This is a genomic window from Sphingobium sp. TomTYG65 (genome assembly GCF_055395525.1).
This window is the reverse complement of record NZ_AP027330.1, coordinates 2,770,458-2,794,735: the sequence shown is the minus strand read 5'-3', so window position 1 is coordinate 2,794,735 and position 24,278 is coordinate 2,770,458. Positions and strand designations below refer to the sequence as shown.

24 protein-coding genes are annotated in these 24,278 nt (G+C 63.6%); 13 read left to right on the top strand and 11 right to left on the bottom strand.

Translation table 11 applies throughout. The annotated features are described in order from the left end of the window. Positions 1-16: 16 nt before the first annotated feature. The 6 genes from ACZ5Y5_RS13820 to pabB all read right to left on the bottom strand — a co-directional run bounded on the left by ACZ5Y5_RS13820 (position 17) and on the right by pabB (position 5,447). A complete protein-coding gene (locus ACZ5Y5_RS13820) occupies positions 17-1,129 on the bottom strand; it encodes a zinc-binding dehydrogenase (protein WP_464809165.1) in 1,113 nt (370 codons plus the stop codon). 14 nt (positions 1,130-1,143) lie between these two features. Beyond that, on the bottom strand, positions 1,144-1,815 hold the full coding sequence (gene msrA, locus ACZ5Y5_RS13815) for a peptide-methionine (S)-S-oxide reductase MsrA (protein ID WP_464809164.1): 672 nt from the start codon (positions 1,813-1,815) through the stop codon (positions 1,144-1,146). Then, positions 1,802-1,972 (bottom strand): hypothetical protein, encoded by a 171-nt coding sequence (locus ACZ5Y5_RS13810; RefSeq protein ID WP_464809163.1) that lies wholly within the window; start codon positions 1,970-1,972, stop codon positions 1,802-1,804. Before ACZ5Y5_RS13810 ends, msrA begins: the two co-directional genes overlap by 14 nt. A 240-nt stretch (positions 1,973-2,212) precedes the next feature. Continuing rightward, the gene (locus tag ACZ5Y5_RS13805; RefSeq protein WP_464809162.1) at positions 2,213-3,415 is read right to left on the bottom strand and encodes a pyridoxal phosphate-dependent aminotransferase; all 1,203 of its coding nucleotides are present in this window, start codon (positions 3,413-3,415) and stop codon (positions 2,213-2,215) included. A 201-nt stretch (positions 3,416-3,616) separates the two neighbouring features. Then, positions 3,617-4,240 carry an aminotransferase class IV gene (locus tag ACZ5Y5_RS13800; protein ID WP_464809161.1) on the bottom strand — a complete coding sequence of 208 codons (624 nt, stop codon included), beginning with the start codon at positions 4,238-4,240 and terminating at the stop codon, positions 3,617-3,619. After that, complete coding sequence (gene pabB / locus ACZ5Y5_RS13795) at positions 4,227-5,447, bottom strand: aminodeoxychorismate synthase component I (RefSeq protein ID WP_464809160.1); 1,221 nt, start codon at positions 5,445-5,447, stop codon at positions 4,227-4,229. Before pabB ends, ACZ5Y5_RS13800 begins: the two co-directional genes overlap by 14 nt. Before the next feature lie 93 nt (positions 5,448-5,540). Between pabB and ACZ5Y5_RS13790 the strand changes: the two genes are divergently transcribed. After that, entirely contained in the window at positions 5,541-5,933 is a 393-nt protein-coding gene (locus ACZ5Y5_RS13790) for a DUF983 domain-containing protein (RefSeq protein WP_464809159.1), read from the top strand. Between the two features lie 216 nt (positions 5,934-6,149). Here the strand turns inward: ACZ5Y5_RS13790 and ACZ5Y5_RS13785 are convergent, their stop codons facing one another. Further along, entirely contained in the window at positions 6,150-6,587 is a 438-nt protein-coding gene (locus tag ACZ5Y5_RS13785; RefSeq protein WP_464809158.1) for an acyl-CoA thioesterase, read from the bottom strand. Positions 6,588-6,799: 212 nt separating this feature from the next. Here ACZ5Y5_RS13785 and ACZ5Y5_RS13780 point away from each other — a divergent pair, with 212 nt between their 5' ends. From ACZ5Y5_RS13780 to ACZ5Y5_RS13745, 8 genes are all read left to right on the top strand, one after another. Further along, entirely contained in the window at positions 6,800-8,026 is a 1,227-nt protein-coding gene (locus ACZ5Y5_RS13780) for a YceI family protein (RefSeq protein ID WP_464809157.1), read from the top strand. Positions 8,027-8,068: 42 nt separating this feature from the next. Next, the gene (locus tag ACZ5Y5_RS13775; protein ID WP_464809156.1) at positions 8,069-9,187 is read left to right on the top strand and encodes an AI-2E family transporter; all 1,119 of its coding nucleotides are present in this window, start codon (positions 8,069-8,071) and stop codon (positions 9,185-9,187) included. 33 nt (positions 9,188-9,220) lie between these two features. Then, positions 9,221-9,883, top strand: a complete 663-nt coding sequence (locus tag ACZ5Y5_RS13770; protein WP_464809155.1) for a peroxiredoxin — start codon at positions 9,221-9,223, stop codon at positions 9,881-9,883. Between the two features lie 5 nt (positions 9,884-9,888). Beyond that, positions 9,889-10,932 (top strand): MBL fold metallo-hydrolase, encoded by a 1,044-nt coding sequence (locus ACZ5Y5_RS13765; protein ID WP_464809154.1) that lies wholly within the window; start codon positions 9,889-9,891, stop codon positions 10,930-10,932. A gap of 304 nt (positions 10,933-11,236) precedes the next feature. Continuing rightward, a complete protein-coding gene (locus ACZ5Y5_RS13760) occupies positions 11,237-14,554 on the top strand; it encodes a glycosyltransferase (protein ID WP_464809153.1) in 3,318 nt (1,105 codons plus the stop codon). Between the two features lie 128 nt (positions 14,555-14,682). Then, the gene (locus tag ACZ5Y5_RS13755) at positions 14,683-15,066 is read left to right on the top strand and encodes a PDZ domain-containing protein (RefSeq protein ID WP_464809152.1); all 384 of its coding nucleotides are present in this window, start codon (positions 14,683-14,685) and stop codon (positions 15,064-15,066) included. Continuing rightward, entirely contained in the window at positions 15,063-15,749 is a 687-nt protein-coding gene (locus ACZ5Y5_RS13750) for a winged helix-turn-helix domain-containing protein (RefSeq protein WP_464809151.1), read from the top strand. Before ACZ5Y5_RS13755 ends, ACZ5Y5_RS13750 begins: the two co-directional genes overlap by 4 nt. Next, positions 15,733-17,127 carry a sensor histidine kinase gene (locus tag ACZ5Y5_RS13745; RefSeq protein WP_464809150.1) on the top strand — a complete coding sequence of 465 codons (1,395 nt, stop codon included), beginning with the start codon at positions 15,733-15,735 and terminating at the stop codon, positions 17,125-17,127. Before ACZ5Y5_RS13750 ends, ACZ5Y5_RS13745 begins: the two co-directional genes overlap by 17 nt. Positions 17,128-17,134: 7 nt before the next feature. Here the strand turns inward: ACZ5Y5_RS13745 and ACZ5Y5_RS13740 are convergent, their stop codons facing one another. From ACZ5Y5_RS13740 to ACZ5Y5_RS13725, 4 genes are all read right to left on the bottom strand, one after another. Continuing rightward, on the bottom strand, positions 17,135-17,758 hold the full coding sequence (locus ACZ5Y5_RS13740; protein ID WP_464809149.1) for a DUF4142 domain-containing protein: 624 nt from the start codon (positions 17,756-17,758) through the stop codon (positions 17,135-17,137). After that, positions 17,755-17,970: a hypothetical protein gene (locus ACZ5Y5_RS13735; protein ID WP_464809148.1), complete on the bottom strand. Its 216-nt coding sequence runs from the start codon at positions 17,968-17,970 to the stop codon at positions 17,755-17,757. Before ACZ5Y5_RS13735 ends, ACZ5Y5_RS13740 begins: the two co-directional genes overlap by 4 nt. A gap of 114 nt (positions 17,971-18,084) precedes the next feature. Continuing rightward, entirely contained in the window at positions 18,085-19,494 is a 1,410-nt protein-coding gene (locus tag ACZ5Y5_RS13730) for an FkbM family methyltransferase (RefSeq protein ID WP_464809147.1), read from the bottom strand. A gap of 119 nt (positions 19,495-19,613) precedes the next feature. Further along, positions 19,614-20,477 (bottom strand): sulfotransferase family protein, encoded by an 864-nt coding sequence (locus ACZ5Y5_RS13725; protein ID WP_464809146.1) that lies wholly within the window; start codon positions 20,475-20,477, stop codon positions 19,614-19,616. Positions 20,478-20,915: 438 nt separating this feature from the next. Here ACZ5Y5_RS13725 and ACZ5Y5_RS13720 point away from each other — a divergent pair, with 438 nt between their 5' ends. From ACZ5Y5_RS13720 to ACZ5Y5_RS13705, 4 genes are read left to right on the top strand one after another with little or no spacing between them, the layout of a single operon-like run. Beyond that, the gene (locus ACZ5Y5_RS13720; protein WP_464809145.1) at positions 20,916-22,100 is read left to right on the top strand and encodes a glycosyltransferase family 4 protein; all 1,185 of its coding nucleotides are present in this window, start codon (positions 20,916-20,918) and stop codon (positions 22,098-22,100) included. Beyond that, positions 22,100-22,702 (top strand): sugar transferase, encoded by a 603-nt coding sequence (locus ACZ5Y5_RS13715; RefSeq protein ID WP_464809144.1) that lies wholly within the window; start codon positions 22,100-22,102, stop codon positions 22,700-22,702. The genes ACZ5Y5_RS13720 and ACZ5Y5_RS13715 overlap by 1 nt, the downstream gene beginning before the upstream one ends. Continuing rightward, on the top strand, positions 22,674-23,597 hold the full coding sequence (locus tag ACZ5Y5_RS13710; protein ID WP_464809143.1) for a methionyl-tRNA formyltransferase: 924 nt from the start codon (positions 22,674-22,676) through the stop codon (positions 23,595-23,597). The genes ACZ5Y5_RS13715 and ACZ5Y5_RS13710 overlap by 29 nt, the downstream gene beginning before the upstream one ends. Then, positions 23,594-24,277: a PIG-L deacetylase family protein gene (locus ACZ5Y5_RS13705; RefSeq protein ID WP_464809142.1), complete on the top strand. Its 684-nt coding sequence runs from the start codon at positions 23,594-23,596 to the stop codon at positions 24,275-24,277. The genes ACZ5Y5_RS13710 and ACZ5Y5_RS13705 overlap by 4 nt, the downstream gene beginning before the upstream one ends. Position 24,278: the final 1 nt, after the last annotated feature.

Here is a 24,278-nt window from a genome sequence, read left to right as displayed (position 1 = left end):
CCCAAAGGGCCTTCGCTCAGTTCGGTACGATCAGATATTTCTCGCCGGTACGCCGAGCATTGTAGGTGAGCGCAGCGTCGCGGGTGAGTGCATCACGCAGCGAGATGCGGGCCTTGTAGTGGCTGGCGAACGTGGTGGTGAGGTTGTCGAAGACGCGCTGACGCATGCGCTGGGCGACGTCGGGCCCTGCGCTCTGGAGGAATGGGAAAAGCAGCCAGCCGGCGACATTCCAGCTGAAGCCGAAGCTGCGCGTGAGGATGGTCGGCGAGGTGTCAAGCATCCCGTAAATATACGCCTGCTTATGACTGTCCGATCCGTAGCGGCTATATGGGGCGTCCTTGGCTACGGCCATTTCCATCGCCTGGAGGATACGACTGACCAGTGTGCCGCCGCCAATCGCGTCGAAAGCAATCGTCGCTCCGGTGGCGGCGATTGCGGCCTGGAGTTGGGCTGAAAAATCATCCTTTGAACTGTCGAGCACGATTTCCGCACCGAGGTCCTTGAGGACCGCGACCTGCGCATCATTGCGGACGATGTTCACCAAGGGGATGCCGTCCTCCTGACAGATGCGCACCAGCATCTGGCCGAGATTGGAGGCGGCGGCGGTGTGGACGATGGCTTTATGCCCTTCCCTCCGCATGGTTTCGACAAAGCCAAGCGCGGTAAGCGGGTTCACGAAAGCCGCCGCGCCCTGCTCCGCGGTTACATCATCCGGCAAGACCATGCAGGCGTCCGCGCGGACAAGACGATATTGGGCGAACATGCCGCCCGCGATGAGAGCCACCCGCTTGCCGAGCAAGGCCTGCGCGCCCGGCGCTTCACCGGCCGCGATGACGGTGCCCGCGCCTTCATTGCCGACCTCCATCGCTTGTTCCAGGCGGCCTGACATGGCGCGAACAGCGGCGTCGGGCATTCGGGCGACGATATGGCTGTCGCCATACTCGGCATTTTCGAGATCGGCGGCTGCGAAGAGCAGACCGAGATCGGACGGATTGATCGGAGCGGCTTCCACCCGGACGAGTACTTCATCGCCCTTGGGCGCCGGGAGCGTTTCTTCGACAAGTTCCACGATCAGGCGGCCGTCACCGTGAAGGGTGGAAAGAAGCTTCAGACCCTGCGTCTCGCTCATATTCGGCTCCCTTGTCAGGCGGAGGGGCGATTGCTGTAAAGCTTCGGGAACATCGCCTTGAATGCCTCCAGCTTAGGCATGTCCCAGCGCTGAATATAGGGGTGGCGGGGGTTTCGGGTCAGGAAATTCTGGTGATAGGCGTCAGCGGCCTGAAAACCGGTGAAGCGTTCGACGCGAGTGACGATGGGATCGCGCCAGAGACCCGCCTTTCCGAGTTGGACCAGATAGGCGCGCGCGACCTTGCCCTGGCCGGGCGAAAGGGGGAAGAGCGCGCTGCGATATTGGGTGCCGCGATCGGGACCCTGATAGTTCAACGTGGTGGGATCGGCGATCACCGAGAAGAAGACGCGCAGCAGCGTCGCGTAGCTGACTTGCCGGGGATCGTAGGTGACGCGCACCGCTTCGGCGAAACCGGTATCGCCCTGACTGACGCGGTCATAATCGACCTTGAGGTTGCGCGGACCGCCGGCAAAGCCGGAGGTGACGAGGCGAACACCCTTCACATGGGAGAAGACGCCTTCGACACCCCAGAAGCAGCCGCCAGCGAACACAGCGGTTTCAAGCTTGCGCGTGGGTGCGGTATCGACGGCGGGTGCCGGCGCCAGGACGGGGCGTTCGGCGCGCAGGGGAGAGGCGACGGCTAGCGCCGCCAGAAATGCAAGAAGGAAACCGTCAGAGCGACGCATTTTCCGCGGCCTGTGGGGCGGCGCTGGCAGAGGCGGCCATGGCAGGGGTCGTCAGGGCCGGAGGTGCGCTGGGCTGGAGAGCGAAGACGCCGACCGTGCCCAGGGCGAAGCCGCCCAGAAAGCGCAGGAACAGGTCGGATTTCAGGAATGCCAGCATGGCGCTCTTCCTTTTTATCTTGGCTCGGCAGCGGGGTTAGCAATGGGAGCCTTAGCCGAGCGTTAACAGGTGAATGTCAGTTTTTGATTGAAACGGGATATAGGCCGCCATGCCCCATCTGCAAGACGGCGTGCGGGAAAATAACCGTTTCCAATTTCGCGGTGAAGGAGATTTTCCCCTTCACCATTTGCGCTGCAACTGGTCCCCCTCCCCACCTTCCGATGGGGAGGATTTTAGGACTTACTTCAGCGCGGCGCAGGCTTCCTGGATGCGCTTGCACGCCTTTGCCAGCACCTCTTCCGAGGTCGCATAGCTGATGCGGAAGGCCGGCGAGAGGCCAAAGGCGGCGCCGTGAACGGCAGCGACGCGCGCTTCGTCGAGGAAGTAGCCGATGAGCTTTTCGTCGCTGTCGATAAGCTGGCCCTTGGGCGTGGTCTTGCCCATCACGCCGCTGGCGTCGGGATAGACATAGAAGGCGCCTTCGGGCGTCGGGCAATCGAGACCCGGCGCATCGTTCAGCATCGACACGACCATGTCGCGGCGCTTCTTGAAGGCGGCGTTGCGCTCTTCCAGGAAGTCCTGATCACCAGTCAGCGCTGCAACGGCAGCGGCCTGGCTGATCGAGCAGGGGTTGGAGGTCGACTGCGACTGGAGCTTGCCCATCGCCTTGATGATCCATTCGGGACCACCAGCGAAACCGATGCGCCAGCCGGTCATGGAGAAAGCCTTGGAGCAACCGTTGACCGTCAGCGTACGATCGTAAAGGTCCGGGCAGACCTGCGCGATGGTGGCGAAGGGCGTCGGCGCGTACCAGACATGCTCATACATGTCGTCGGTCATGATGAGGACGTGCGGGTGGCGGCGCAGAACTTCGCCCAGGTCCTTCAGCTCGCTGGCCGAATAGGCCGCGCCCGAGGGGTTGGACGGCGAGTTCAGGATCAGCCACTTGGTGCGCGGCGTGATCGCGGCGTCGAGCTGCGCGGCGGTGATCTTGTAGCCCTGGCTCGCGGGTCCTTCGACGAAGACGGGGGTGCCGCCCGCGAAGTTCACGATGTCGGGATAGCTGACCCAATAGGGCGCGGGGATGATGACTTCATCGCCCACATCAACGGTCGCCACCAGCGCGTTGAACAGGGTGTGCTTGCCGCCCGAGTTCACGCTGATCTGGCTGCGCTTATAGGTGAGGCCGTTGTCACGGCTGAACTTGAAGGCGACCGCATCCTTGAGGTCGGCGGTGCCGTCGACGTCGGTGTAGCGCGTCAGGTTCTTGCGGATCGCGGCGATGCCCGCTTCCTTGACGAAGTCGGGCGTGTCGAAATCGGGCTCGCCAGCCGAGAGACCAATAACATCGACGCCTTCGGCTTTGAGGGCATTCACGCGCGCGCTCATCGCCAGGGTGGCGGAGGGCTGGATGCGGCCGAGGGCAGCGGAAGTCTGGCTCATCGTGACACTCTTTCTGAAGGATTGCCTTGAGTCCGCATCGCGCGGACGGGGGCTCCTTAGAGTGGTATGACTTTGGGGGCAACCGCCAGTTGGAGCGCGGTGGCTTGCACCATCTCTCCTTCGCCATTCCGGTGGAAGCTGGAAGCTGGAGAGCGCGGCACGGCTGTGCATGAGATCCCAGCGCGCGCTGGGATGACGGAGTTATTTGACCAGCGAGGCGGCCACCATGCCACGGGCGGCGTTGCCGATGAAGAAGCCGTTTTCCAGGTCACGCGGCTTCAGGTCCGCCTCGACCGCTTCGCCCATTTCGAGAAGGTTGCGACGCAGGACGCCGGGGAGCAGGCCGCGGGACAGCGGCGGTGTCACCAGCTTGTCGCCGCGCTCCACGAAGATGGAGGAGAAACAGCCTTCGGTAAGGAAGCCTTCCTCATCCGTCATCAGCACTTCATAGGTGCCGCCACGCTTCAGCGCGTCGCGGTAGATGGCACGGTCGGTGGTCTTGTGCGCCAGCCGAAAGTCGTCTTTCGAGGCGTTGCGGGGCACAATGGCCACCTGCATGATCGCCTGCGGCCAGGTGCGATGTTCGCGCACCTCGATCGCGACGGAACCTCGGCGAGAGACGAGCAGGCGCAGGCGGCTGCGTTCGCGGAGGCGGAAGGTCGCAGCCTGAAGTTCATTGCGGGCGTCATGCCGGTCGAACGAGAAATCGAGCGCGGTCGCGCTCAGCTTCAGCCGTTCAAGATGCAGTTCCAGCAGCCTGATGCCCTCGACCGGATCGAAGGACATGGTTTCGAGCAGGTCAAACCGTCCGTCAGCCAATGACATCGAAACTATTCAAGCCCCCTTCGCCCAACTGTCCTGCGGCGGTAAGGAAGCGCCCCTTCGCCAGACATTCCGCCCACTCGGATGCCGCATCCGAGTCCGCAACAATGCCCGAACCCAATCCAAGGCGCCCCTCCCTGCTGCCTTCTTCAACCCAAATGGTGCGAATGGCAACATTGAAGGCAGCATCGCCATTGGGATCGATCCAGCCCATCGCGCCGGTGTAGACATCGCGCGGGAAGGCTTCGACCGCGTCGATAATCTCCATCGCCCGCACCTTGGGCGCGCCGGTGATCGATCCGCAGGGGAACAGCACGCGCAATATGTCGATGGGACCAAGCCCCGGCAGCAGGCGCGCGCGGACGGTGGAAACCATCTGGTGCACGGTGGGATAAGTTTCGACATGAAAGAGGTCGGGAACCGTCACCGTACCTGCGCGGGCAACGCGGGAAAGATCATTGCGCAGCAGATCGACGATCATGAGATTTTCGGCGCGCTGCTTGGCGTCGGCTTCAAGCTGCTCGGCAAGCGCCGCATCCTGCGCCGGATCGATGGCGCGGCGGGCGGTCCCTTTCATCGGGCGGGCCGTCAGCTGTCCCCGAACATTGGTGAAGAACAGTTCCGGCGAGAAAGAGAGGATATTGTGCGCGCCGGTGCGGATGATGCCGCCATAGCCCGCGCGCTGGCGGGGGCGAATGGCGGCGTACAGCGCCATGAGATCGCCAATGAAACGGGCGGCGCAGGGGAAGGTGAGGTTCACCTGATAGATGTCGCCGGCGCGGATATATTCCTGCACTCTGTCGAAGGCCACGCGATAGGCTTGTTCGTCCACGAGCGGTTGCGGCGGCTCGATTCTGGCGGTGGCGGGATCAGGCAGAAGATCGGGCATCAAATCGGGATCGATCAGGCGATGCCCTTCGAACAGGCCGAACCACAGCAGCGGCATCGCGCGCGCACGGCCCTTTTGCCCTGACGCAAGCGGGAGCAGACGGTCCTCCAGCGCCAGTCCCGCCTCATAGCTGATATAGCCAGCGGCATGCAGGCCCATTTCTCCTGCCTCGGCGATACGGTCCAGGGCGGGCTGCACCTCCTCCAGGCGATGGGCGGCGATGATCTCAACCGGGTCGCGATAGAGGCGCGCGGGGGCGGCATTACGCTCTCGCGCATCGTCGAACAGCACAAAGGCTTCGGAAGGACCCGGCAGTCGCATCGCGCCGTCTTAACAGCCTTTTGCACGGGCGAAAGGGCCGCGGCCGGTTTATGCGCGGTTGCACGCCCGCGCGCTTGGCCATAGGGACGGCGCATGAGCAACCCTCCCGCCGCAGACCCTGCCGAACGGCCGCTTCGCCCTGCCCTGACGCTGGGGCTTCGGGGGCGTTGCGCGGCGTGCGGCGAAGGCCCGATGTTTGACCGCTTCCTGAAGCCCAGCCCAGCATGCCGGGCGTGCGGGCAGCCATGGGACTTGTCGCGGGCGGATGACTTCCCCGCCTACATCGTCATCCTGCTGCTGGGGCACGTATTGGTGCCGCTGATGATAGAGGTCAACAGTGCGCTGGCGATCCCGCTGGGGATGCAGGCAGTGCTGTGGCCGGGGCTGGCAGTAGTGTTGGCGGGGGTCATGATCCAGCCGGTGAAGGGCGCGGTGATCGCGTTTCAGTGGGCGCGGCGGATGGACGGGTTTGGGGTGAAGGCTTAGGGACTGGAAGAGCCAGATTGCTCGCGCAGAGGTGCGGAGCGCGCAAAGGGTAAATCTTTCCGGGCTCTGTGGGCTCTCCGCAAAATATCACCTTTCGGCCCAGCGGGTGTAATGGGCAGCCCAGGCTGATCAGTCCGTGGTGAGCCGGGAAGGCAGCCTGTTTGGCCAGGGCGCAGCTTGGCCCCGCGATACCCAGCTTGCGCCGGGCGGCGGCGGTCAGGCGGGCTGGCGCAGGAAGTTGCGTTCCATGGCTTCGCGCAGGCTGGCGTCGATGACGCGGCGGCCTTCCGAACCATGGGTGACGACCGTGGTGTCGCAGGTTGCGACGCAGACGCCCTTCTGAAAGGCCGCGGAGCTGACTGTCCAGCTGGTGCGGCCGATATGGCCGATGCCGCAGTGCACTTCGAACGGATAGGGGAAGTGCGATTCCTCGACGAAGTTCAGCGACACGGCGGCGACCAGCCAGCGCACGCCCTGCTCCTGCGGATGGCGGCCGAGATGATGGTGGAAGCGGATGCGGGCCGTTTCGAAGATGCCGGAGATAGCCACATTGTTGATGTGGCCCATCGTGTCGATATCCTGGAAGCGCGTGTCCATGGTCGTGATGAAGCTGTAGGCTTCGGGGCTCAAGCGCCAGGATTCGGGTTTTGCCATGTCCTGCTTTCCAACCTGTGATCCAAAAGCTCTTAGCTAGTGCGGGCGGGGATGCAATCGCTGCGGGAAAATTGGCCAAACTGCGACCTTTTTGACACAGGCTAGGTTAGCTGCAGCGCAAAAAAGGAACGCTGCGTTTCCGCCGGGAGCATGGACATTGAAGCGGCCGCTGCATAGCGTGAGCCGACCTACCCCCTCCCGATCGAGGAACTATGCGCCGTTATAGCCTGATCGCCATCTTCCTTCATTGGACGATCGCCGCCCTGCTTGCTTTCCAGATCAGCGTCGGATGGGCGCTGGAGGATTTGGGGGCGCGGGGCTTTGCCCTTTTCCAGCTGCACAAGTCGATCGGCATCACGATCCTGGCGCTGACGATCGCGCGGGTGGTGGTTCGCTATGCAAGGCCGCGACCCGCGCCGGTGGAGGGCGGCTGGCAAGGGGCATTGGCGAAGGCGGTGCATGGCGGGCTGTACCTGTTCATGCTGGGCGCGCCGCTGACCGGCTGGGCGCTGGTTTCGACGGCCAAGGTGAAAGTGCCCACGCTGATCTTCGGGATCATTCCGCTGCCCCATCTGCCCTTGCCAGCGGCAGCCAATGATGCCGCGCTCGCCGCGCATGCGGTGCTGGCCTGGGTTGGCATCGCCTTGTTCGCGCTGCATGTCGCAGGCGCGTTGCGGCACCATATCCTGCTGCGCGACGGGCTGATCTGGCGGATGATGCCTGCGCGCTCGCCGCTGCTGCTGGTGGCGCTGCCGGGCCTGATCGCGGCGGGATTCCTGCTGGGCCGTCTCATCCTCCCCGCCCCTGTGCCAAAGGTAGCCGCCGCGCAGCCGAAGGTAGCGGCGGTTCAAGAGCACGCGCCGGCAGAGGAAGTGGTAGCGGGCAATGTGACGAACGCAGCAGCGCCGGACGAAGCAGAGAATGCAACGGTTGCCGAGCCGGTGGGGCCGCCGCCCGTCTGGGCGGTGCAGCCGGGCGGGACGATCGGCTTTTCGGTCGGGAATGGCGGCGACACGGTCCGGGGAAGCTTCGCCAAATGGACGGCGAAGATCGTGATGGACCCCGACCATCCTGAAACTGCCGACCTTCGCGTAGAAATTGATCTGGCGAGCGCCAGCGTAGGCGACGCCTATCAGGACGGGATGCTGGCGGGGGACGAGTTTTTCGGCGTGGCCGCGCATCCCAAGGCCGTCTTCACCGCAAAGGGCGCGGAGAAGACCGGGGCGAACAGCTATCGCGCAGCGGGAACGCTGACCTTGAAGGGGGTCAGCAAGCCGCAAGCCATCCGTTTTTCCCTGTCCGGGAGCGGCAGCAAGCGGAAGGTAACGGGATCGGCCAGCATCGCGCGCGCCGCCTTCGGCGTCGGCAATGGCGGCAGCAGCACGGGGCTAGAGCCGAAGGTCGCGGTCAATTTCCGTTTCGATGCGAAGGCGCAATAAGCGGGCATGGATTTGCCGCCGCGCTTATGCCAAAGCGCGAGCATGACCGACCAGCCGCAGAATGTCCGTATCGAGGATGGAGTCTTTCTAGGCTTCGTGCTGCTGGTATCGGTCGCCTTCGCACTGGTGATCGAGCCGTTTTTCGCGGCGATCCTGTGGGGCGTGATCGCCGCAATCCTGTTCGGGCCGGTGAACCAGAATCTGCTGCGGCAGATGCCGGGGCGGCGCAACAGCGCGGCCGGGCTGACGCTGTTGCTGATCATCGCGGTCGTCATCCTGCCTGCCATCGTGCTGGGCGTGGCGCTGGTGCAGGAAGCGACGCTTTTCTACGGCAAGGTGCAGTCCGGTCAGATCAACATCCCCGCGATGTTCAACCAATTCCAGGCGAGCTTGCCCGATTGGGCATCCGCCATGCTGGCGCGGGTGGGGATCACCAGTTTCGCGACGGTGCGCGAGGCGCTGAGCCAGGGGATCGCCAGCAGCTTCCGCTCGGTCGCCGGGCAGGTCCTCCAGATCGGACAGAGCGCTTTCAGCTTTTTCGTGGCGCTGAGCGTGACGCTCTACCTCACCTTTTTCCTGCTGCGTGACGGGTCTGAGCTGGCCGCGCGGCTAGACCGCGCCGCTCCGCTGCGCTCCACCCACCGGCGCGCACTGATGCAGCAGTTCGTCGTCGTCACCCGCGCCACGATCAAGGGCAGCGTTGTCGTCGCTATCGTCCAGGGGATGATCGGCGGCGTGGTGTTCTGGGCGCTGGGCATACAGGGACCGCTGCTGTGGGGCGTGCTGATGGGCTGTTTCTCGCTGATTCCGGCGGTGGGCACCGGCCTTGTCTGGCTTCCGGTCGCGCTGTACCTGCTGGCGACCGGCGCGGTGGCGAAGGGCATTATCCTGATCATTTGCGGCTTTTTCGTCATCGGCATGATCGACAATCTGCTGCGTCCGATTCTGGTCGGGCGGGATACGCGTATTCCCGACTATGTGGTGCTGATCACGACGCTGGGCGGCATCGACATGTTCGGGTTCAACGGGATCGTCATCGGCCCGGTGATCGCGGCTCTGTTCATCGCCACATGGAACATCGTGACGCGGATGCGTACGGGGGCGGGCATCGAAGGACCGCTTACCCAGGAAGAGCCGCTACCCGCCAAAGCTGCTCCATGATAAATTGGGCTTCCGAGTCCAAAGGAGAGGATCATGGCACTCTCGATCGGCAGCAAGGCCCCCGACTTCACGGCGCAAACTACCCAAGGGGAGATACGCTTCCACGAATGGCTGGGTGACAGCTGGGGCATCATCTTTTCCCATCCCAAGGATTTCACGCCGGTCTGCACGACCGAGCTTGGCTATCTGGCGAGGCTGACGCCGGAATTCGAAAAGCGCAACTGCAAGGTGATCGGCCTGTCGGTCGATCCGGTCGGCAATCATGAGCGCTGGCTGGGGGACATAAGGTCTGCAACGGGTGGCGACGTCACCTATCCGATCATCGGCGACAACGACCTTAAAGTCGCGAAGCTGTACGAGATGCTGCCGGCGGACGCTGGCGAAAGTTCGGACGGACGGACGGCGGCGGACAATCAGACGGTGCGGACGGTCTATCTGATCGGCCCCGACAAGCTGATCAAGGCGATGCTGAGCTATCCGATGAGCAGCGGGCGCAATTTCGATGAAGTGCTGCGCCTGCTCGACAGCTGCCAGCTGACCGCCAGGCACAAGGTGGCGACGCCGGTGAACTGGAAATGGGGCGAGGATGTGATCATCGTGCCATCCGTTTCCGACGAGGAGGCGAAGGAGCGCTTCCCGAACGGCTGGAACAGCGTCACGCCCTATTTGCGGTTCGTGCCACAGCCGCAGGGATAGCCCCCATGTTCTTCGCGGCGTTCAAGGATGGCGAAGGGTGCAAATCCTACATCATCGCCAACGAACAGTGCTGCGCCGCCGCCATCATCGACCCGGCACTGGACCAGGTGGACCGCTATCTGGGTGAGGTGAACAAGCAGGGCTTGCGCGTCCGCTACATCATCGACACCCACACCCATGCCGATCATTTTTCCGGCGCGCGAGCTTTGCGCGAGGCACTGGATGCGCCGATCGTGATGCACAGATTTTCGCCCGCGCCTTATGTCGATCTGCATGTCGAGGACGGCCATTCCCTACCGCTTGGCGACATGCGCATGCACATCCTCCACACGCCCGGTCATACGCGCGATTCGATGGCCGTCCATGTCGAGGACCGGGTTTTTACAGGAGATACGCTGCTGATCGGCGGCACCGGACGCAGCGACTTGCCCAGCGGCGATCCGGAACAATTATATGACAGCCTTTTTCGCAAGCTGCTGGCGCTGCCGGGCGACACTTTGGTCTATCCGGCGCATGACTATAAGGGGCGCGAAGGTTCGACGATCGCAGAGGAGCGCGCGAACAATCCCCGGCTCGCCAAGGTGGACCGCGCCGAGTTCGTCGCGATGATGAACAGCCTCAACCTGTCCGCGCCCACCCATCTGACCGAAGCGCTGCGCACCAACATGTCGGGAGGCAAGACGGTGCGCCAATTGCTGCAGGAAGCCGCGGCCAAGGTGCCGTTCATGGCGATGGCCGAATTGCGGCAGCGGCTGACGCAGCGGGCGAACGACTTCGTGATCCTGGACGTGCGCGAAAAAGAAGCGTTCGCCAATGGGCATGTGCCGGGCGCGACCCATGTGCCCCGCGGCCAATTGGAATTGCGGGTGAATGAGGTGCTGCCCGATCCGCATGTCGAGATATTGACCGTTTGCGAGCTGGGTAAGATCTCCACCCTCGCCGCCGCCACCTTGCGGGAGCTGGGTTTCCCGCGCGCGACGGCGCTCGACGGGGGAATGGCGGCCTGGCGGGAGCAAGGCAATCCGGTGGAGAGCGGTCTGACCGCCTAGCGGGACTCCCACCAGAACAGGAGCACAAACTGTTTTCCCCGCAAACTCAACGCGCATGACCAAAATTTCATGATCGGCACATCCTCCGCCAAGGCGCGAAGGCTTAGAGGCTCATTGGTTTAGAGCAACACGGCCTGATCAGCATCACTACCCCCCATCCGCCCTGAGCTTGTCGATAGGCTGTTCTCTCTTCGGATGCCGAAAGCGGGCTTCGACAGGCTCAGCCCGAACGGGGATGTGGGTAGCAATGTCCGGCTTGCTCTCGACTTAGCATGTTCCTGTGACGGGGCTTCAAGGCAAGCAGATGACGAGACCGATCTTCTTCGATCCCACCGGGCGGCGCGGGCTGTGGGCGCGGCGGTCGCTTGCGGCGGGCTTGATCCTGATCCTGGTGACCGCGCTCGCCTTTGCCACGACCCTGATCGAAGTGCCTGCGGGCAGTGCGCTGGCGCTGCCCTTCCCCCATCTGCATGCGGCGCGGCTGACCGGCCTGTCTGACGGACGGCACTCTCTGCGTTCCTGGCTGCCCCATTGGCTGGGCGGCCGTCGCGGGCAGGTAAAGCGGAAGCTGTCCATCGGCTTCTATGTGCCTGATGATGAAAATAGCCTGTCTTCGCTGGGGCGTCACGCGGGGCAGTTGGATTGGGCCGTGCCTGCGCTGGTGAGCGTGACGGGACGAAACCATGCGCTGCATATTGCCGAAGACCCCCGCTTCGACCGGCTGATGGCGAGCGAAGCGCGTCCGCCCAAGATATTGCCGATGGTGCAGAATATCGGTGGCGGTACGTGGGAAGGCGGGAACATGGCGCGCCTGCTCGCCAATCGCGCCGCGAGCCGCCATGTCGCAGGACAACTTTCGGCTTTTGTCGCGCAACGGCATGCGGCGGGGCTGGTCATGGATTTCGAAGCGCTGCCCGAAAGCGCGACCAGCGACTATCTGCGTTTCCTGCATGAGCTACGGATCGCTCTTCCGGCGGGCGCGCATCTGGCGGTGACGGTGCCTGCGGAGGAGCAAGCCTGGCGCTTACGCCAATTCGCACAGGTGGCGGATCGGGTGATCTTCATGGCTTACGACCAGCATTGGCAGGGCGGCACGCCCGGACCCATTGCCGCCCAGGCGTGGTTCGCGGGTCACGTACAGGATGCGCTGCGCGCGATCGGACCGGAGAAGATCGTCGTGGCGCTCGGCAGCTATGGCTATGACTGGCATGACGGCGGGACGGACGCACTGTCGCTCGACGAGGCGTGGCTGGCGGCGCATGACAGCAGCGCCACGGTGAGTTTCGATACGACGAGCGGCAATGCTGGCTTTGCCTATGATGAAGGGGCGAAGCATCACCAGATCTGGATGCTGGATGCGGCGACCAGTTGGAACGAGATGCAGGTGCTCAAGCGGCTGGGCATCGAAGGGGTGGCCCTATGGCGGCTGGGCAGTGAAGATCCGGGTTTCTGGACCGATCTCACCGCCTTCCGATCGGGCGGACTGCCGGACCTGCGCCACCTTTCAAGCATGTTGAACACCGACGTCGAGGGGACGGGCGAGATTTTGCGGATCACCGCGACGCCAAACGAGGGCGCACGCGACATAAGGTTCGATACGGATGGCCTGATCGCGCAGGAACGCTATCGCCGACTACCCACGCCCTATCAGGTGCAGCGGACCGGCGCGCAGCCGCATATGGTGGCGCTGACCTTCGATGACGGGCCTGATCCGAAATGGACGCCCAGGATCCTGTCGATCCTGGAGCGGGCGCATGTGCCAGCGACCTTCTTCGTCGTGGGCGAAAATGCGCTGGAACATCCGGGGCTGCTCCGCCGCATCGTCGCGGATGGCGACGAGATCGGCAATCATACCTATTCCCACCCCAATCTGGCCACTGCTTCGCCCCAGCAGACGGAGTTGGAACTGAACGCCACCCAGCGGCTGGTGCAGGCCTATACCGGGCGCAGCATGCGGCTGTTCCGCGCGCCCTATTTCGGGGACGCAGAGCCGACGACCGCCGACGAACTGCAACCCGCGCTGGCGGCGCAGCGGGCAGGCTATACGGTGGTGGGCCTGCATGTCGATCCCAATGACTGGCAGCGTCCGCGCGCGGACAAGATCGTGCGCGAGGTCGATCAGCAAGTCCGGGATGTGACGCCCGATCGGTCGGCGAACGTCATCCTGCTGCATGATGGTGGCGGGGAACGGTCGCAAACCGTGGCCGCCCTCCCCCGCATCATCGCGACCCTGCAGGCGCGGGGTTATCGCTTCGCCCTGGTGTCGCAGCTTGCGGGGCTGAGCCAAGCCGACGCCATGCCGCCGGTAAAGGCGAGCGACCTGACCGCCGTGCGGATTGACGTCGCGATCTTCATCGCTCTGGCGGCCGGGTCCGCGCTGCTCGGCTGGCTGTTTTATCTTGCCATATCGCTGGGCATCGGACGCGCCGTGCTGATGGCGTCCCTGGCATGGCTCCAGTCGCGCCGCGATCGGTCAACGCCGCCTCTGTATCAGCCGAGCGTCTCGGTGATCATACCCGCCTATAATGAAGAGCGGGTGATCGAGGCGTCGGTGCGGCGGGTATTGTCGAGCGCCTATCCGGGATTGCAGGTGATCGTCGCCGACGACGGGTCGAAGGACGCGACGAGCGCGATCGTCCGCAAGGCTTTCGGCGACGATCCCCGGGTGCGGCTGCTGACGCTGGGCAATGGCGGCAAGGCGGCGGCGCTCAACCGCGCGCTGCTGCATGCCGAGGGCGAGGTCATCATTGCGCTCGATGCAGACACGCAGTTCGAACCCGAAACGATCGGCCGCCTGGCGCGCTGGTTCGCCAATCCGGAAATCGGCGCGGTGGCAGGCGACGCGCGCGTGGGGAACAGGGTCAATCTCGTGACCCGCTGGCAGGCGCTGGAATATATCACCGCGCAAAATCTGGAGCGGCGCGCCCTTGCCGGATTCGACGCCATGACGGTGGTGCCGGGCGCAGTGGGCGCCTGGCGACGGGCTGCGCTGGACGTCGTCGGCGGTTATCCCGAAGATACGCTCGCGGAGGATCAGGACCTGACCATCGCGATTCAGCGGGCGGGATGGCGCGTCACCTATGATCCCGATGCGGTCGCATGGACCGAAGCGCCCGAAAGCTTCAAGGCGCTCGCCAAGCAGCGCTATCGCTGGGCGTTCGGGACGCTGCAATGCCTGTGGAAGCATGGCTCGATCCTTCGCGAACGCCGGCCCGCCGGACTGGCGCTCGTCGGGCTGCCGCAAGCCTGGCTGTTCCAGATCGCGTTCGCCGCCATATCGCCGGTGATCGACCTGGCGCTGCTGCTGTCGGTCGTCAGCACCGTATTGCGGGTGCAGCAACATGGATGGGCGCAGACCAGTGGCGATGTCGCCGCCATGGCGCTCTATTGGCTGATCTTCACCGGCATCGACATAATGTGCGGTTGGGTAGCATATCGCCTGGACGGACGCAGCCCGCGCTATCCGGCGCTGCTGTTGGTGGCGCAGCGCTTCGTCTATCGGCAAATCATGTATTGGGTAGTGATCCGCGCCATCGCTTCGGCAATCGGCGGCTGGGTCGTCGGCTGGGGCAAGCTGGAGCGGTCCGGCAGGGTGGCCGTGCAGCAGCCGGCGAGCGCATGACCTTTGCGTGAACAAAGCTTAACGTGACCGGCCCTGACTTTCCCGCCATGGTCCAGCGCAGGCGGAACGGAGACCATGCCCCCTGTACCCTCCTCCGTTCCGCCGAACCGGTGAAGGAGAGCTACTGGATGAGGCGTGGCTTGGGCGATCCTGCTGTAACGGGCGGTTTGCTCGCGGCGCTTGCCCTATGCACCCTGCTGATCAGCCTTGTCTTTTTCCTGCACTGGCGCCGCGATCCGATGAGCGAGGCGGTACGCGGGCGAATGTTGCCCGGCCTTACTATCGGCGCGGCTGGACCGGCGCTGACCGTCACCAGCATCCGTTCGGGCGGCGAAGCGGCGCGGCATGGCGTGGAGGTGGGCGATGTAATCGTCGCAATCGACGGGAAACCCTTTCGCTCGCTGGATCAGGCGGAGGCTTATCTGGTAAGCCAACCCAGCGACGATGTCGTGCTGGAGCTGCGGGGTAGCGGTGGGCGGCATGTCGTGGCGCTGGACCGGGGGTTGCGATGAGCCACAAATTGTTGGTGGTGGAAGATGACGAGGCGACCGCCGCCTATATCGTCAAGGGGCTGACCGAAGCGGGTTTTACCGTCGATCACGCGCCGGACGGCCGCGAAGGCTTTTTCCTGGCGAGTGACGGAAGCTATGGCGCGATCATCCTGGATCGGATGATGCCCGCCATGGACGGCATGTCGGTGCTGAAGGCGCTGCGCGCGGCGGGGATCGAAACCCCAGTCATCATCCTGTCAGCGCTCGGCACGCCGGAGGATCGCGTCGAGGGGCTGACCGGCGGATCGGACGATTATCTCGTGAAACCATTCAGCTTTGCCGAACTGCTGGCGCGGGTCCAGTTGCTGCTGCGGCGAGCGGGCGCAGGCAATGCCGTCGTCACCGTGCTGCGGCATGATGATCTGGAGATGGACCTGATGGCGCGGCGGGTGAAGCGCGGCGGCAAGACGGTCGATCTGCAGCCGCGCGAATTCCGGCTGCTGGAATTTTTCCTGCGCCATGCGGGACAAGTGGTGACGCGCACCATGCTGCTGGAAGGCGTGTGGGATTATCATTTCGACCCCGGTACGAACGTGATCGATGTGCATGTCAGCCGCCTGCGCCGCAAGCTGGACGACGGGTCCGAACGGCCGCTGCTGCATACGGTGCGAGGCGCGGGCTACCGCCTTGGCCTTGGCGCATAAGGGCTGGCGGCGGTGGCCGCCGATCCTGCGATCATCGATAGCCCGCTTCATCGGCCTGGCCTTTCTGGGTCAGTTTCTGGTCACGGGCGGCGTGCTGCTCTATGTGCAGCAGGCGAGCCAGCGCACGGTCATCGCGGCCGAACGCGAGGCGGCGAACGAACTGCGCGACGATCTGATGGCGGTGTATCGCGCCGGCGGATCGGCTGCGGTAAGCCGCAATATCGCCGAGCGTTTCAGGACCAGCCGGGACGAGAATATCGCAATCCTGCTGGCCGATCGCCACGGCGAGGCGCTGGCCGGAAATTTGAGCGCCTGGCCCGCGACGGTTCCCGGAGAGACAAGCTGGCGCAGCATCAATCTCTATCGCGTGGGGAGGGTCGAGCCGGAGCCAATCGGCGTGGTGGCGCAGCCGCTGAGCGACGGCAACCGTCTGCTGACTGGAGTGGTGGTGGCGAACAGCCTTCGGCTTGCCGCGATTCATGAAGAAGCGCTGAGCATCGCCTTCGCCGTCAGCCTGGTCCTGACGCTGGCGATGGCGATCATCCTCGGCCGCATCCTGGCGCGCCAGGTGTGGGGGATCGCCGCCACGGCGCAGGAAGTCTCGGTCGGAGCGCTGCACCATCGGGTGGAGACGGACGGCAGCGGTGACGCGTTCGATCGGCTCGGCCAATCGATCAACGCGATGCTGGAGAGGATCGACAGCCTGGTCAGCCAGTTGCGGATGATGACCGATGGACTGGCGCATGATCTGAAATCGCCCGTCACGCGGCTGATGGCGGTGATCGAGCAGGCGAGCATGCGCACGCAGGACGAGAGCGCGCTCGATGCACTGGAAGATGTGCGGCGCGAGGCCGAGACTTTGCAGTCGATGCTATCCACCGCGCTGCTGATCAGCCGGACGGAAGCGGGGTTCGGCGCCGACATGCTGCGAGAGACGGACCTTGGCAAGCTGCTCGCCGATATTGCCGAAATTTACGGGCCGCTGGCTGAAGAAAGCGGCTTTACGCTGGCAGTCGATGCGCCGGACCAACCGCTGCTGTTTCCCGTTCATCGGGAATTATTGAGTCAGGCGGTCGCAAACCTCATCGAAAATGCCCTGAAATATGCGGATGCGGGCGACCAGATCCTGCTCGCGGCGGGACAAGAGGGCGCGACTGCGCGCATAAGCGTCAGCGACAATGGACCGGGCATCGCGGCCGATCAGCATGAGGAGGCGCTGCAGCGCTTTGGCCGTCTGGACCCAGCGCGCGGCAAGCCGGGGTCGGGCCTCGGCCTGTCGCTGGTCCGTGCAGTTGCCCGGCTTCACCATGGCGCCGTCACGCTAGAGGACGCAGGTCCGGGACTGCGTGTGACGCTGGAACTGCGCCGGACCGACTGAAGCTGCGTCAGGGCGCCCCGGCCCCCGTGCTGAACTTCTTGTCCAGTGCGGCTACCTGCTCGCGATGATGGGCGACGATCTTCGCGGTCGATTGCGCCAAAGCTTTGAGCGCGGGATAGTCGCCCCGGCTGGCATAGCTTTTCTGCAGATTGAGCGCCTCTTGGTGAGCAGCGGCCTGCTGCCCGATATATTCCGCATCGAAGCCGACGTCGCTCGCACTTTTAAGGTTGGAGAGCATGGCCTGCCGCCGCGCATCCATGTTGTTGGGAATGGCGATGTTGACGGGATTGTCGGCGACGAACTGCTTGAGCGCCGCGCTGCTTTTCTTGTGATCCTCCACCATCATGCGAGCGAACGCCTTGACCTCGGGAGCCTTCGCGCGGACGAGCGCCAGCTGGCCAGCCTCGATCTCATACATGTCGCTGATCGCGGATTGCGGAATGTAAAAGGTCGTGGTGACGGCGTCGTTGGGGCTGGACACGCCTTCCGGCTTTGGCCCTTCATAATGTTTGGCGATCGTGGCGCTACCGTTCGCGACGGGGCTGTCCCCTTCGACGCCGCTCGTCTGATTGCAGGCGCTGAGCAACAGCATGGCCGCGCCGCCAAGGAAGAGGTGGCGGGGCGCGCTCATGGCTGTGTCCCCTGTCCGCCAGTTCCTGGTGCGCCGATGCCCGGCATCGTGTTGGACGCGCCCGTGTCATTGGCGGCGTTGATCGCGCTCTGCTGATCGGTGCCGCCGGGGACGCGGCCGTCTTCATGCTTGGCTGCAGGACTGCATGCGGACAAGAGGAGGCCGCCGCAAATGGTCAGGGACAAGGGCAAATGATCGTGACGAAACGACATGCTGCTCTCCAAAAGATGGGAGAGCAAGAACGTCCGCTGGCGAAGGCAGGTCGCAGGGCCTGCGCCAACCTATATTAGCGCGCGGCTGCTTTTGGGAATGACATCGCCGCGCTGTTAGGATGAGACATTGTCTGCGATGTCCTCGGCGAGACGGTCCAGTTCGGCAGGCCGTTTCTTCTTGCTAATCAAGGCATAGGCCAGATCCCCCTCCTGCCAGTAGGCGACGGTCTTGCCGTTCCGGGTCAGCACCGCAGGCTTGGCAGGCGCGACATGATCGTCGCGTACCGCGAAAAGGGAAATGGGCCTGCTGATATCGTTCGTGATGGTCATCTGAAGGCTGGGACCGCTGTCGGAGGGGAAAAGCTGGACATCGGTAATGCGCCATCCGGCCGGCAGGACGGGAAGCGCGATGCGGGCGAATGAACCGACTTCACCGACGTTGAACACGGCAGGCGGAGAGCGGCGAAGCACTGCCCGCATTTCGGCCACATGATGCGACTGCAAGGCTTCCCGAATGAAATATTCCTCCGCCTGGCCGCGATCGACGGGGGCGCCTTTCCCGACGAAGAACCATCCACCCGCCAACACCAAGATGGCCGCGGCAACACGCGAGAGGTAAGCCACGCCCGAATGGCGGCGTGGATAAGCAGGAACGGTGCGGGCAGGTCGACGCCGGCGGGGAACAACACGCGGCAGAGGGGGGGTGATGGTGGCAGCTTCGCGATGGAACACCGCATCGAAATGCTGCCCGCTTTCGCCCGGATTGGCGCGCACAAAGCCATGACGCTCCAGCAGGTCGAAGACCGCTGCTGCATCGGCCCCGTACCGCGCGAGATTGCGGTCGTCGACCTCTACCACCGCCGCGCGGGTCTGTGGGAGGGCGAGGATGGGCTGCAATCCTTGCAGCACGGCATATTCAAATCCCTCTACATCGATTTTCACGGTGATGGATCGGTCGCCGATCAACTTAAGGAGCCCCGGAAAGTCGCTGATCGACAATGTCATGACGCGCTCGCCTGCCTCGACAGGATCATTGGCGATAGCGAAACGGCCGGAATGACCGGCCGCGCTATTGTCGAGCAGTTCGGGCCGGGTCAGCGCCGAAAGCGCCATGTTGAAGGGCAGGACATTGTCAAACGCGTTAAGGCCGATGTTCCGGACGAGCTTGGCGAAAGTGGAAAAGCAAGGTTCGAAGGCGACAACCAAACCGTCGGGTCCGACCCGATCCGCGGCCAGGAGCGTGAACACGCCACAATTAGCGCCGACATCTATGAAGCAATCGCCCGAGCGAAGGCTTTCGACCTCGTTGGAAACCCGCTCGCCATATTTGCCGGTCAGCCCGAGAAGATGAGTCCGGTCACGGACATCGAAGCTGAGGCGCACATCGCCATAGCCGGATCGGACCGGCGTGCCGTCCAGCATCTGCGCAAAGGGAGCAAGCAACCGCCATTTGCCACGAAAGCGGGGCAGGTGATGAATATAGAGGTTCAACAGCCAAGATCGAACCATCCTGGAATCAGGCATCAGCGCACCTCGCTTTAATCCCCAGCATGTCTAAAACAGGCTACAAGCCAGCGGTGAACTTTTCCGGGTTACTCCCATTGCCGTTCACCTGAAGAACTTCAGTCCACCATCCGGACCCTCTACTCCGCCGCCATGGCCTCGATAACCTTCGGGGCAGGGACGCCGGTGAGCCAGTGGCTGAGATCCTGTTGCAACAGGTCCTGCAGGATCAGAATGTCCTCGCGATAATATTCACGGAGCATCTGCTGCAGTTCCTCGGTCAGAGGCGGGTAGCGCACCGGCGCAGCCAGCGATGCCCGAAGCTTCGCCATGAGCGGGTGAGCGCGGAGCGGGTCGAGGATCGGACGCATCGGTTGAAGGATGCGGCGCAGCGGCAGCGGTAGCATCGGGCTCGCGCTGTCATTCTTGCGGCTGGCGACTTCATCGGGTGCGATATGTACCGGCACCCCGATATGCGTGCACACGTCGGCTATAGCCTTTTCGGGCGCCTGGCGCAGGGATTCATACAAGATTACGTGAATCTGGCTGCGCGGATAGTGCAGCAGGAAGCGGCCGAGGTGCGCACCGTAAAGCCCGCCGGTCAGAAAGCGCGCCCCTTCCGGCTTCGTACCTTGAAGATATCCGCGCAGATCGTCGCTCACCCAGCCGCGGCGGAACAGCATGCAATAATCGGAATAGGCGCGCCGGACGGGGTCCCGCAGTTGGACGATCAGCCGGGCGTCGGGCAGCGCGCTCGCCATGCGGGCAGGCGCGAGGGGATGGGCAAGATAATCCGCGGACTTTTCGCCCACGATCCTGTCTGCGGGAGCCGGATCGAAAAGGGAGGCATACCAGGCCGGTCCCCTTTCATATTCGGAACTGAAATAATGAGGTTCGGCGTCAGGAAGCCACAATTGGGGATGATTGCGGAGCTGATGGGCGATCCAGGTGGTCGCACCCTTCACAGCGCCGATGACGATGAAGGCTGGCTGGCGATCAATCATGGCAGTTCGATTTGCCTTTCCAGTCGTGAACAGAGCAGTGCGTTTTCCGGCGGCAGAAGGACGCCGATAGCGCGAGCATGAGCCAAAGGCTTGCCCGCTCCTGCATGTCCCAATTCATCTGCCTTCCCCGTCACGAGGATTTCCAGAATTACCGCAAGGTTAGGCGAAGGACAGCCTGAGGGCAGTTGTGCATCGGTACGAGCCGATGAGGGTTAGGTCCCTCATCCTTATGGATAGTCGACGGGCCAAGAAACGGAACGCCTATCCGAATGGATGCACCAACCGCGCGGGCGCTGTTCATCGGTATAGGTCGCGAAATGGTGCCGCCAATTTCAATAGCTTCACCCTAAGATGAGCCAAGCCGCCGACTGGGAATGCGGTCAGCGGTCGATAAGCCAAGGCATCAGAAAGGACGCTGCCCGTGCAGCAGGAAATGGCATGAAAATCATCGTCGTCGCCAGCCTTGCCTATTCGCTGATCAACTTTCGCGGACGCCTGATCGCGGCGATGATCGAAAACGGGCATGAGGTACTGTTGTGCGCGCCGGATCACGATCCGGAAATCGAAGCCAGGCTGAAGGCGATGGGCGCGACCTATCTGCAGATGCCGATGGCCCGCGCCGGCATGAACCCGTTCATCGACATATGGACGCTGGCATGGCTGGTCCGCTGCTTCTGGCGTGAACGCCCGCAAGCGGTCCTCGCCTATACGCAAAAGCCGATCATCTATGGCGGCATCGCAAGCCGATTGTTCCGCAATATCGGCTTCTACGCGATGGTGAGCGGCCTCGGCCATGTATTCAGCGACGGCGGGTCGCGCCTGCTCGCCTGCGTTCGGGCAATCGTGTCCGTCCTCTACCGGCTGGCGATCGGCAAGGCCAAGGCGGTATTCGTTTTCAACAGCGACGATCGCGGCGAAATGTTGCGGCACCGCATCATCAAGCCCGACAGCCGGGTCATACAGGTGCCGGGATCGGGCGTCGACCTGTCGCATTATGCGCAGGCTCCCCTGCCGGACGGGCCACCGGCGTTCCTGATGATCGCGCGGCTGCTGCGGAACAAGGGCCTGATCGAATATGTCGAGGCAGCGAAGATCGTGAAGACGCGCTTTCCCGACGCACGCTTCCTCCTGCTGGGGCCGCTCGATGAAAACCCGGCGGCTGTTTCCCGCCAGGAAATCGCGCAGTGGCATGAGAGCGGGATCATCGAATATCTGGGCGAGACGCGGGACGTGCGCCCCTATCTGGCCAAATCGAGCGTTTTCGTGCTGCCGAGCTGGTATCGGGAGGGGTTGCCCCGCACCATATTGGAAGCAATGTCGGTCGGCCGTGGCGTCATCACCACCGACATGCCGGGTTGCCGCGAGCCGATCGTGCAGGGGATCAACGGCTTTGTGGTGGAGCCGCGCAGCGCCCGCTCGCTTGCCGATGCCATGTTCACCGTCTGTGCCCAGCCCGGTCTGCCCGCGCGCCTCTCCCATGCCGCGCGAAGGACGGCAGAGGAGCATTATTCGGTCGAGAGAGTGAACGCCATGCTGCTTTCGGCCATGGAGATGAAACGCGTCGCCGTGGATCGCGGCGCAAGACCGGTCCTGAACGCGCAATTGGCGGCCGGAGAATCCTGATGCGGACAAGGCGGCTGGTCGATGTCCTGTTAGCTTCCACCGGGCTCGTCCTGTTCGCGCCGCTGATGGCGGTCATCGGCGGCTCCATCCGCCTGATGGACGGGGCCCCGGTGCTGTTCCGGCAGACTCGCGTGTCGATGGGCGGCCGCCTGTTCGAGGTGCTCAAATTTCGGACGATGAATGACAAGCGCGATGCGGAGGGACGATTGCTGCCCGACAACATGCGTACCACGGCGCTTGGGGGCTTCCTCCGACGCTTCCGTCTGGATGAATTGCCGCAGCTGTGGAACATCCTGACCGGCGCCATGACACTGATCGGGCCGCGTCCGCTGCTGCCGCCGACTATCGCTGAAGCCGGTGAACGGGGACGATTGCGATGTACCGTGCGGCCGGGCCTTACGGGTTGGGCGCAGGTCAACGGCAACACGCTGCTGAACGATCAGGACAAGATCGCGCTGGACCTCTGGTATATCGCGAACCGGTCCCTGCGGCTCGACCTCATCATCCTGGCGCGTACCGTAAAGGTCGCCCTGGGCGGCGAGCGTTTCAACCTGCTGTCGATAAGGAGGGCACATGAAGGCCATAGTCGTGGGCGCGGTTGAAAGTACAAAGATCGCCGTCAAATGCGTTGCCGCCTCGCCCAAATGGGATCTGGCCGCCGTCTTCACGCTTCCGCCCGATCTTTCGGGGAGGCATTCCGACTTCGTCGATCTTGCGCCGGACGCCGAACGGGCGGGCACGCGGATCGTGCGAACCGCCAATATCAATTCCGACGCCGCCCTGCAGGCGATCCGCGAAATGGAGCCGGATTATATTTTCGTCATCGGCTGGTCGCAGATTTGCGGCGAGCAGTTCAGGGCGACCGCGACCAAAGGCGTCGTTGGCTATCACCCCGCTCCCCTGCCCCGGCTGCGCGGGCGCGCGGTCATTCCCTGGACCATCCTGCTGGATGAGCCCATCTCTGCCTCCTCGCTATTCCTGATCGATGAAGGGGTGGATAGCGGCCCCTTGCTAGGGCAACGATATTTCCACCTCGCGCCGGATGAGACGGCGGCTACTCTCTACGCCAAGCATATGGCGAAGCTGGAAGAGATGCTGCCGCAGGTGCTCGAGGATATCGCCAGCGGCTCGCCGACCCTCCTGGTTCAGGATGAGCGCTGCGCCACCTATGCCGCGCGCAGGCGCCCCGAAGACGGCTTGATCGACTGGGGGCAGCCTGCGTCGGCAGTCTGGCGCTGCGTCCGGGCCTGCGGCGATCCCTACCCGGGAGCCTGGACCAACTTTGGCGAGGACAAGATCGTCATAGAAGCCGCCACTCCCATACCGCTCCCCCATCATGCCGCAGCGTTGACGGGTCAGATTGTGGAGCGAAGCGAAGCAGGCTTTACGGTCAAGTGCGGCGACGATCAGGGGCTGCTGGTATCGCGATGGCGGACGGCGCGGGAGAAGCCATTGCCGAACCACGCGATATTGGGTCGGCCCAAGGCGGCGGCATGACAATGATCGACACTATCCAGCGCGCCATGGTGGTCGCGCCCCATCCGGACGACGAAGTGCTGGGATGCGGCGGGACGATCGCACGCCTCGTTTCGATGGGACGCCATGTCGAGGTGGTCGTCGCTACGCGCGGCAGTGCGCCCATGTTCGATGCGGAGCAGGTCGAGAGGGTACAGGCAGAGGCGCGGCGAGCCCATGCCATGCTTGGCATTGCGCGCACGCATTTTCTGGATTTTCCCGCAGCCAGACTCGATTCTTTGCCGCGTGCCGAGCTGAACCAGGGCATCGGCACGCTTGTGGCGCAATGCCGTCCCGACGCCCTGTTCATCCCCTTCGTCGGCGATCTGCATTTTGATCATGGGCTGATCTTCGAAGCGGCGATGGTCGCGGCAAGGCCGGTGGGGGCGCATTATCCTGCCCGGATACTCGCCTATGAAACGGTCTCGGAGACGAACTGGGCCGCGCCCTATCTCGCCCCTTCCTTTCAGCCCAACCTGTTTGTCGATATAAGCGGCCATCTGGACCGCAAGATCGAGGCGTTTGGCTGTTTTGCGTCACAGGTGCGCCCCTTCCCCAATGAACGCTCCGTCGAGACCTTGCGGGCGCTGGCTCAAGTCCGGGGCAGTTGTGTCAACAGGGAAGCGGCCGAAGCATTCGTCCTGATCCGGGAGGTGTCCTGAC

Coding starts and splice junctions, on each gene's coding strand:
- ACZ5Y5_RS13765 (WP_464809154.1), top strand. CDS start 9,889: ATGTTCTTCGCGGCGTTCAAGGATGGCGAAGGGTGCAAATCCTACATC.
- ACZ5Y5_RS13785 (WP_464809158.1), bottom strand. CDS start 6,587: ATGGCAAAACCCGAATCCTGGCGCTTGAGCCCCGAAGCCTACAGCTTC.
- ACZ5Y5_RS13805 (WP_464809162.1), bottom strand. CDS start 3,415: ATGAGCCAGACTTCCGCTGCCCTCGGCCGCATCCAGCCCTCCGCCACC.
- ACZ5Y5_RS13750 (WP_464809151.1), top strand. CDS start 15,063: ATGAGCCACAAATTGTTGGTGGTGGAAGATGACGAGGCGACCGCCGCC.
- msrA (WP_464809164.1), bottom strand. CDS start 1,815: ATGCGTCGCTCTGACGGTTTCCTTCTTGCATTTCTGGCGGCGCTAGCC.
- ACZ5Y5_RS13790 (WP_464809159.1), top strand. CDS start 5,541: ATGAGCAACCCTCCCGCCGCAGACCCTGCCGAACGGCCGCTTCGCCCT.
- ACZ5Y5_RS13780 (WP_464809157.1), top strand. CDS start 6,800: ATGCGCCGTTATAGCCTGATCGCCATCTTCCTTCATTGGACGATCGCC.
- ACZ5Y5_RS13740 (WP_464809149.1), bottom strand. CDS start 17,758: ATGAGCGCGCCCCGCCACCTCTTCCTTGGCGGCGCGGCCATGCTGTTG.
- ACZ5Y5_RS13715 (WP_464809144.1), top strand. CDS start 22,100: ATGCGGACAAGGCGGCTGGTCGATGTCCTGTTAGCTTCCACCGGGCTC.
- pabB (WP_464809160.1), bottom strand. CDS start 5,447: ATGCGACTGCCGGGTCCTTCCGAAGCCTTTGTGCTGTTCGACGATGCG.
- ACZ5Y5_RS13735 (WP_464809148.1), bottom strand. CDS start 17,970: ATGTCGTTTCGTCACGATCATTTGCCCTTGTCCCTGACCATTTGCGGC.
- ACZ5Y5_RS13725 (WP_464809146.1), bottom strand. CDS start 20,477: ATGATTGATCGCCAGCCAGCCTTCATCGTCATCGGCGCTGTGAAGGGT.
- ACZ5Y5_RS13760 (WP_464809153.1), top strand. CDS start 11,237: ATGACGAGACCGATCTTCTTCGATCCCACCGGGCGGCGCGGGCTGTGG.
- ACZ5Y5_RS13820 (WP_464809165.1), bottom strand. CDS start 1,129: ATGAGCGAGACGCAGGGTCTGAAGCTTCTTTCCACCCTTCACGGTGAC.
- ACZ5Y5_RS13720 (WP_464809145.1), top strand. CDS start 20,916: ATGAAAATCATCGTCGTCGCCAGCCTTGCCTATTCGCTGATCAACTTT.
- ACZ5Y5_RS13755 (WP_464809152.1), top strand. CDS start 14,683: ATGAGGCGTGGCTTGGGCGATCCTGCTGTAACGGGCGGTTTGCTCGCG.
- ACZ5Y5_RS13810 (WP_464809163.1), bottom strand. CDS start 1,972: ATGCTGGCATTCCTGAAATCCGACCTGTTCCTGCGCTTTCTGGGCGGC.
- ACZ5Y5_RS13705 (WP_464809142.1), top strand. CDS start 23,594: ATGACAATGATCGACACTATCCAGCGCGCCATGGTGGTCGCGCCCCAT.
- ACZ5Y5_RS13730 (WP_464809147.1), bottom strand. CDS start 19,494: ATGCCTGATTCCAGGATGGTTCGATCTTGGCTGTTGAACCTCTATATT.
- ACZ5Y5_RS13710 (WP_464809143.1), top strand. CDS start 22,674: ATGAAGGCCATAGTCGTGGGCGCGGTTGAAAGTACAAAGATCGCCGTC.
- ACZ5Y5_RS13770 (WP_464809155.1), top strand. CDS start 9,221: ATGGCACTCTCGATCGGCAGCAAGGCCCCCGACTTCACGGCGCAAACT.
- ACZ5Y5_RS13775 (WP_464809156.1), top strand. CDS start 8,069: ATGACCGACCAGCCGCAGAATGTCCGTATCGAGGATGGAGTCTTTCTA.
- ACZ5Y5_RS13800 (WP_464809161.1), bottom strand. CDS start 4,240: ATGTCATTGGCTGACGGACGGTTTGACCTGCTCGAAACCATGTCCTTC.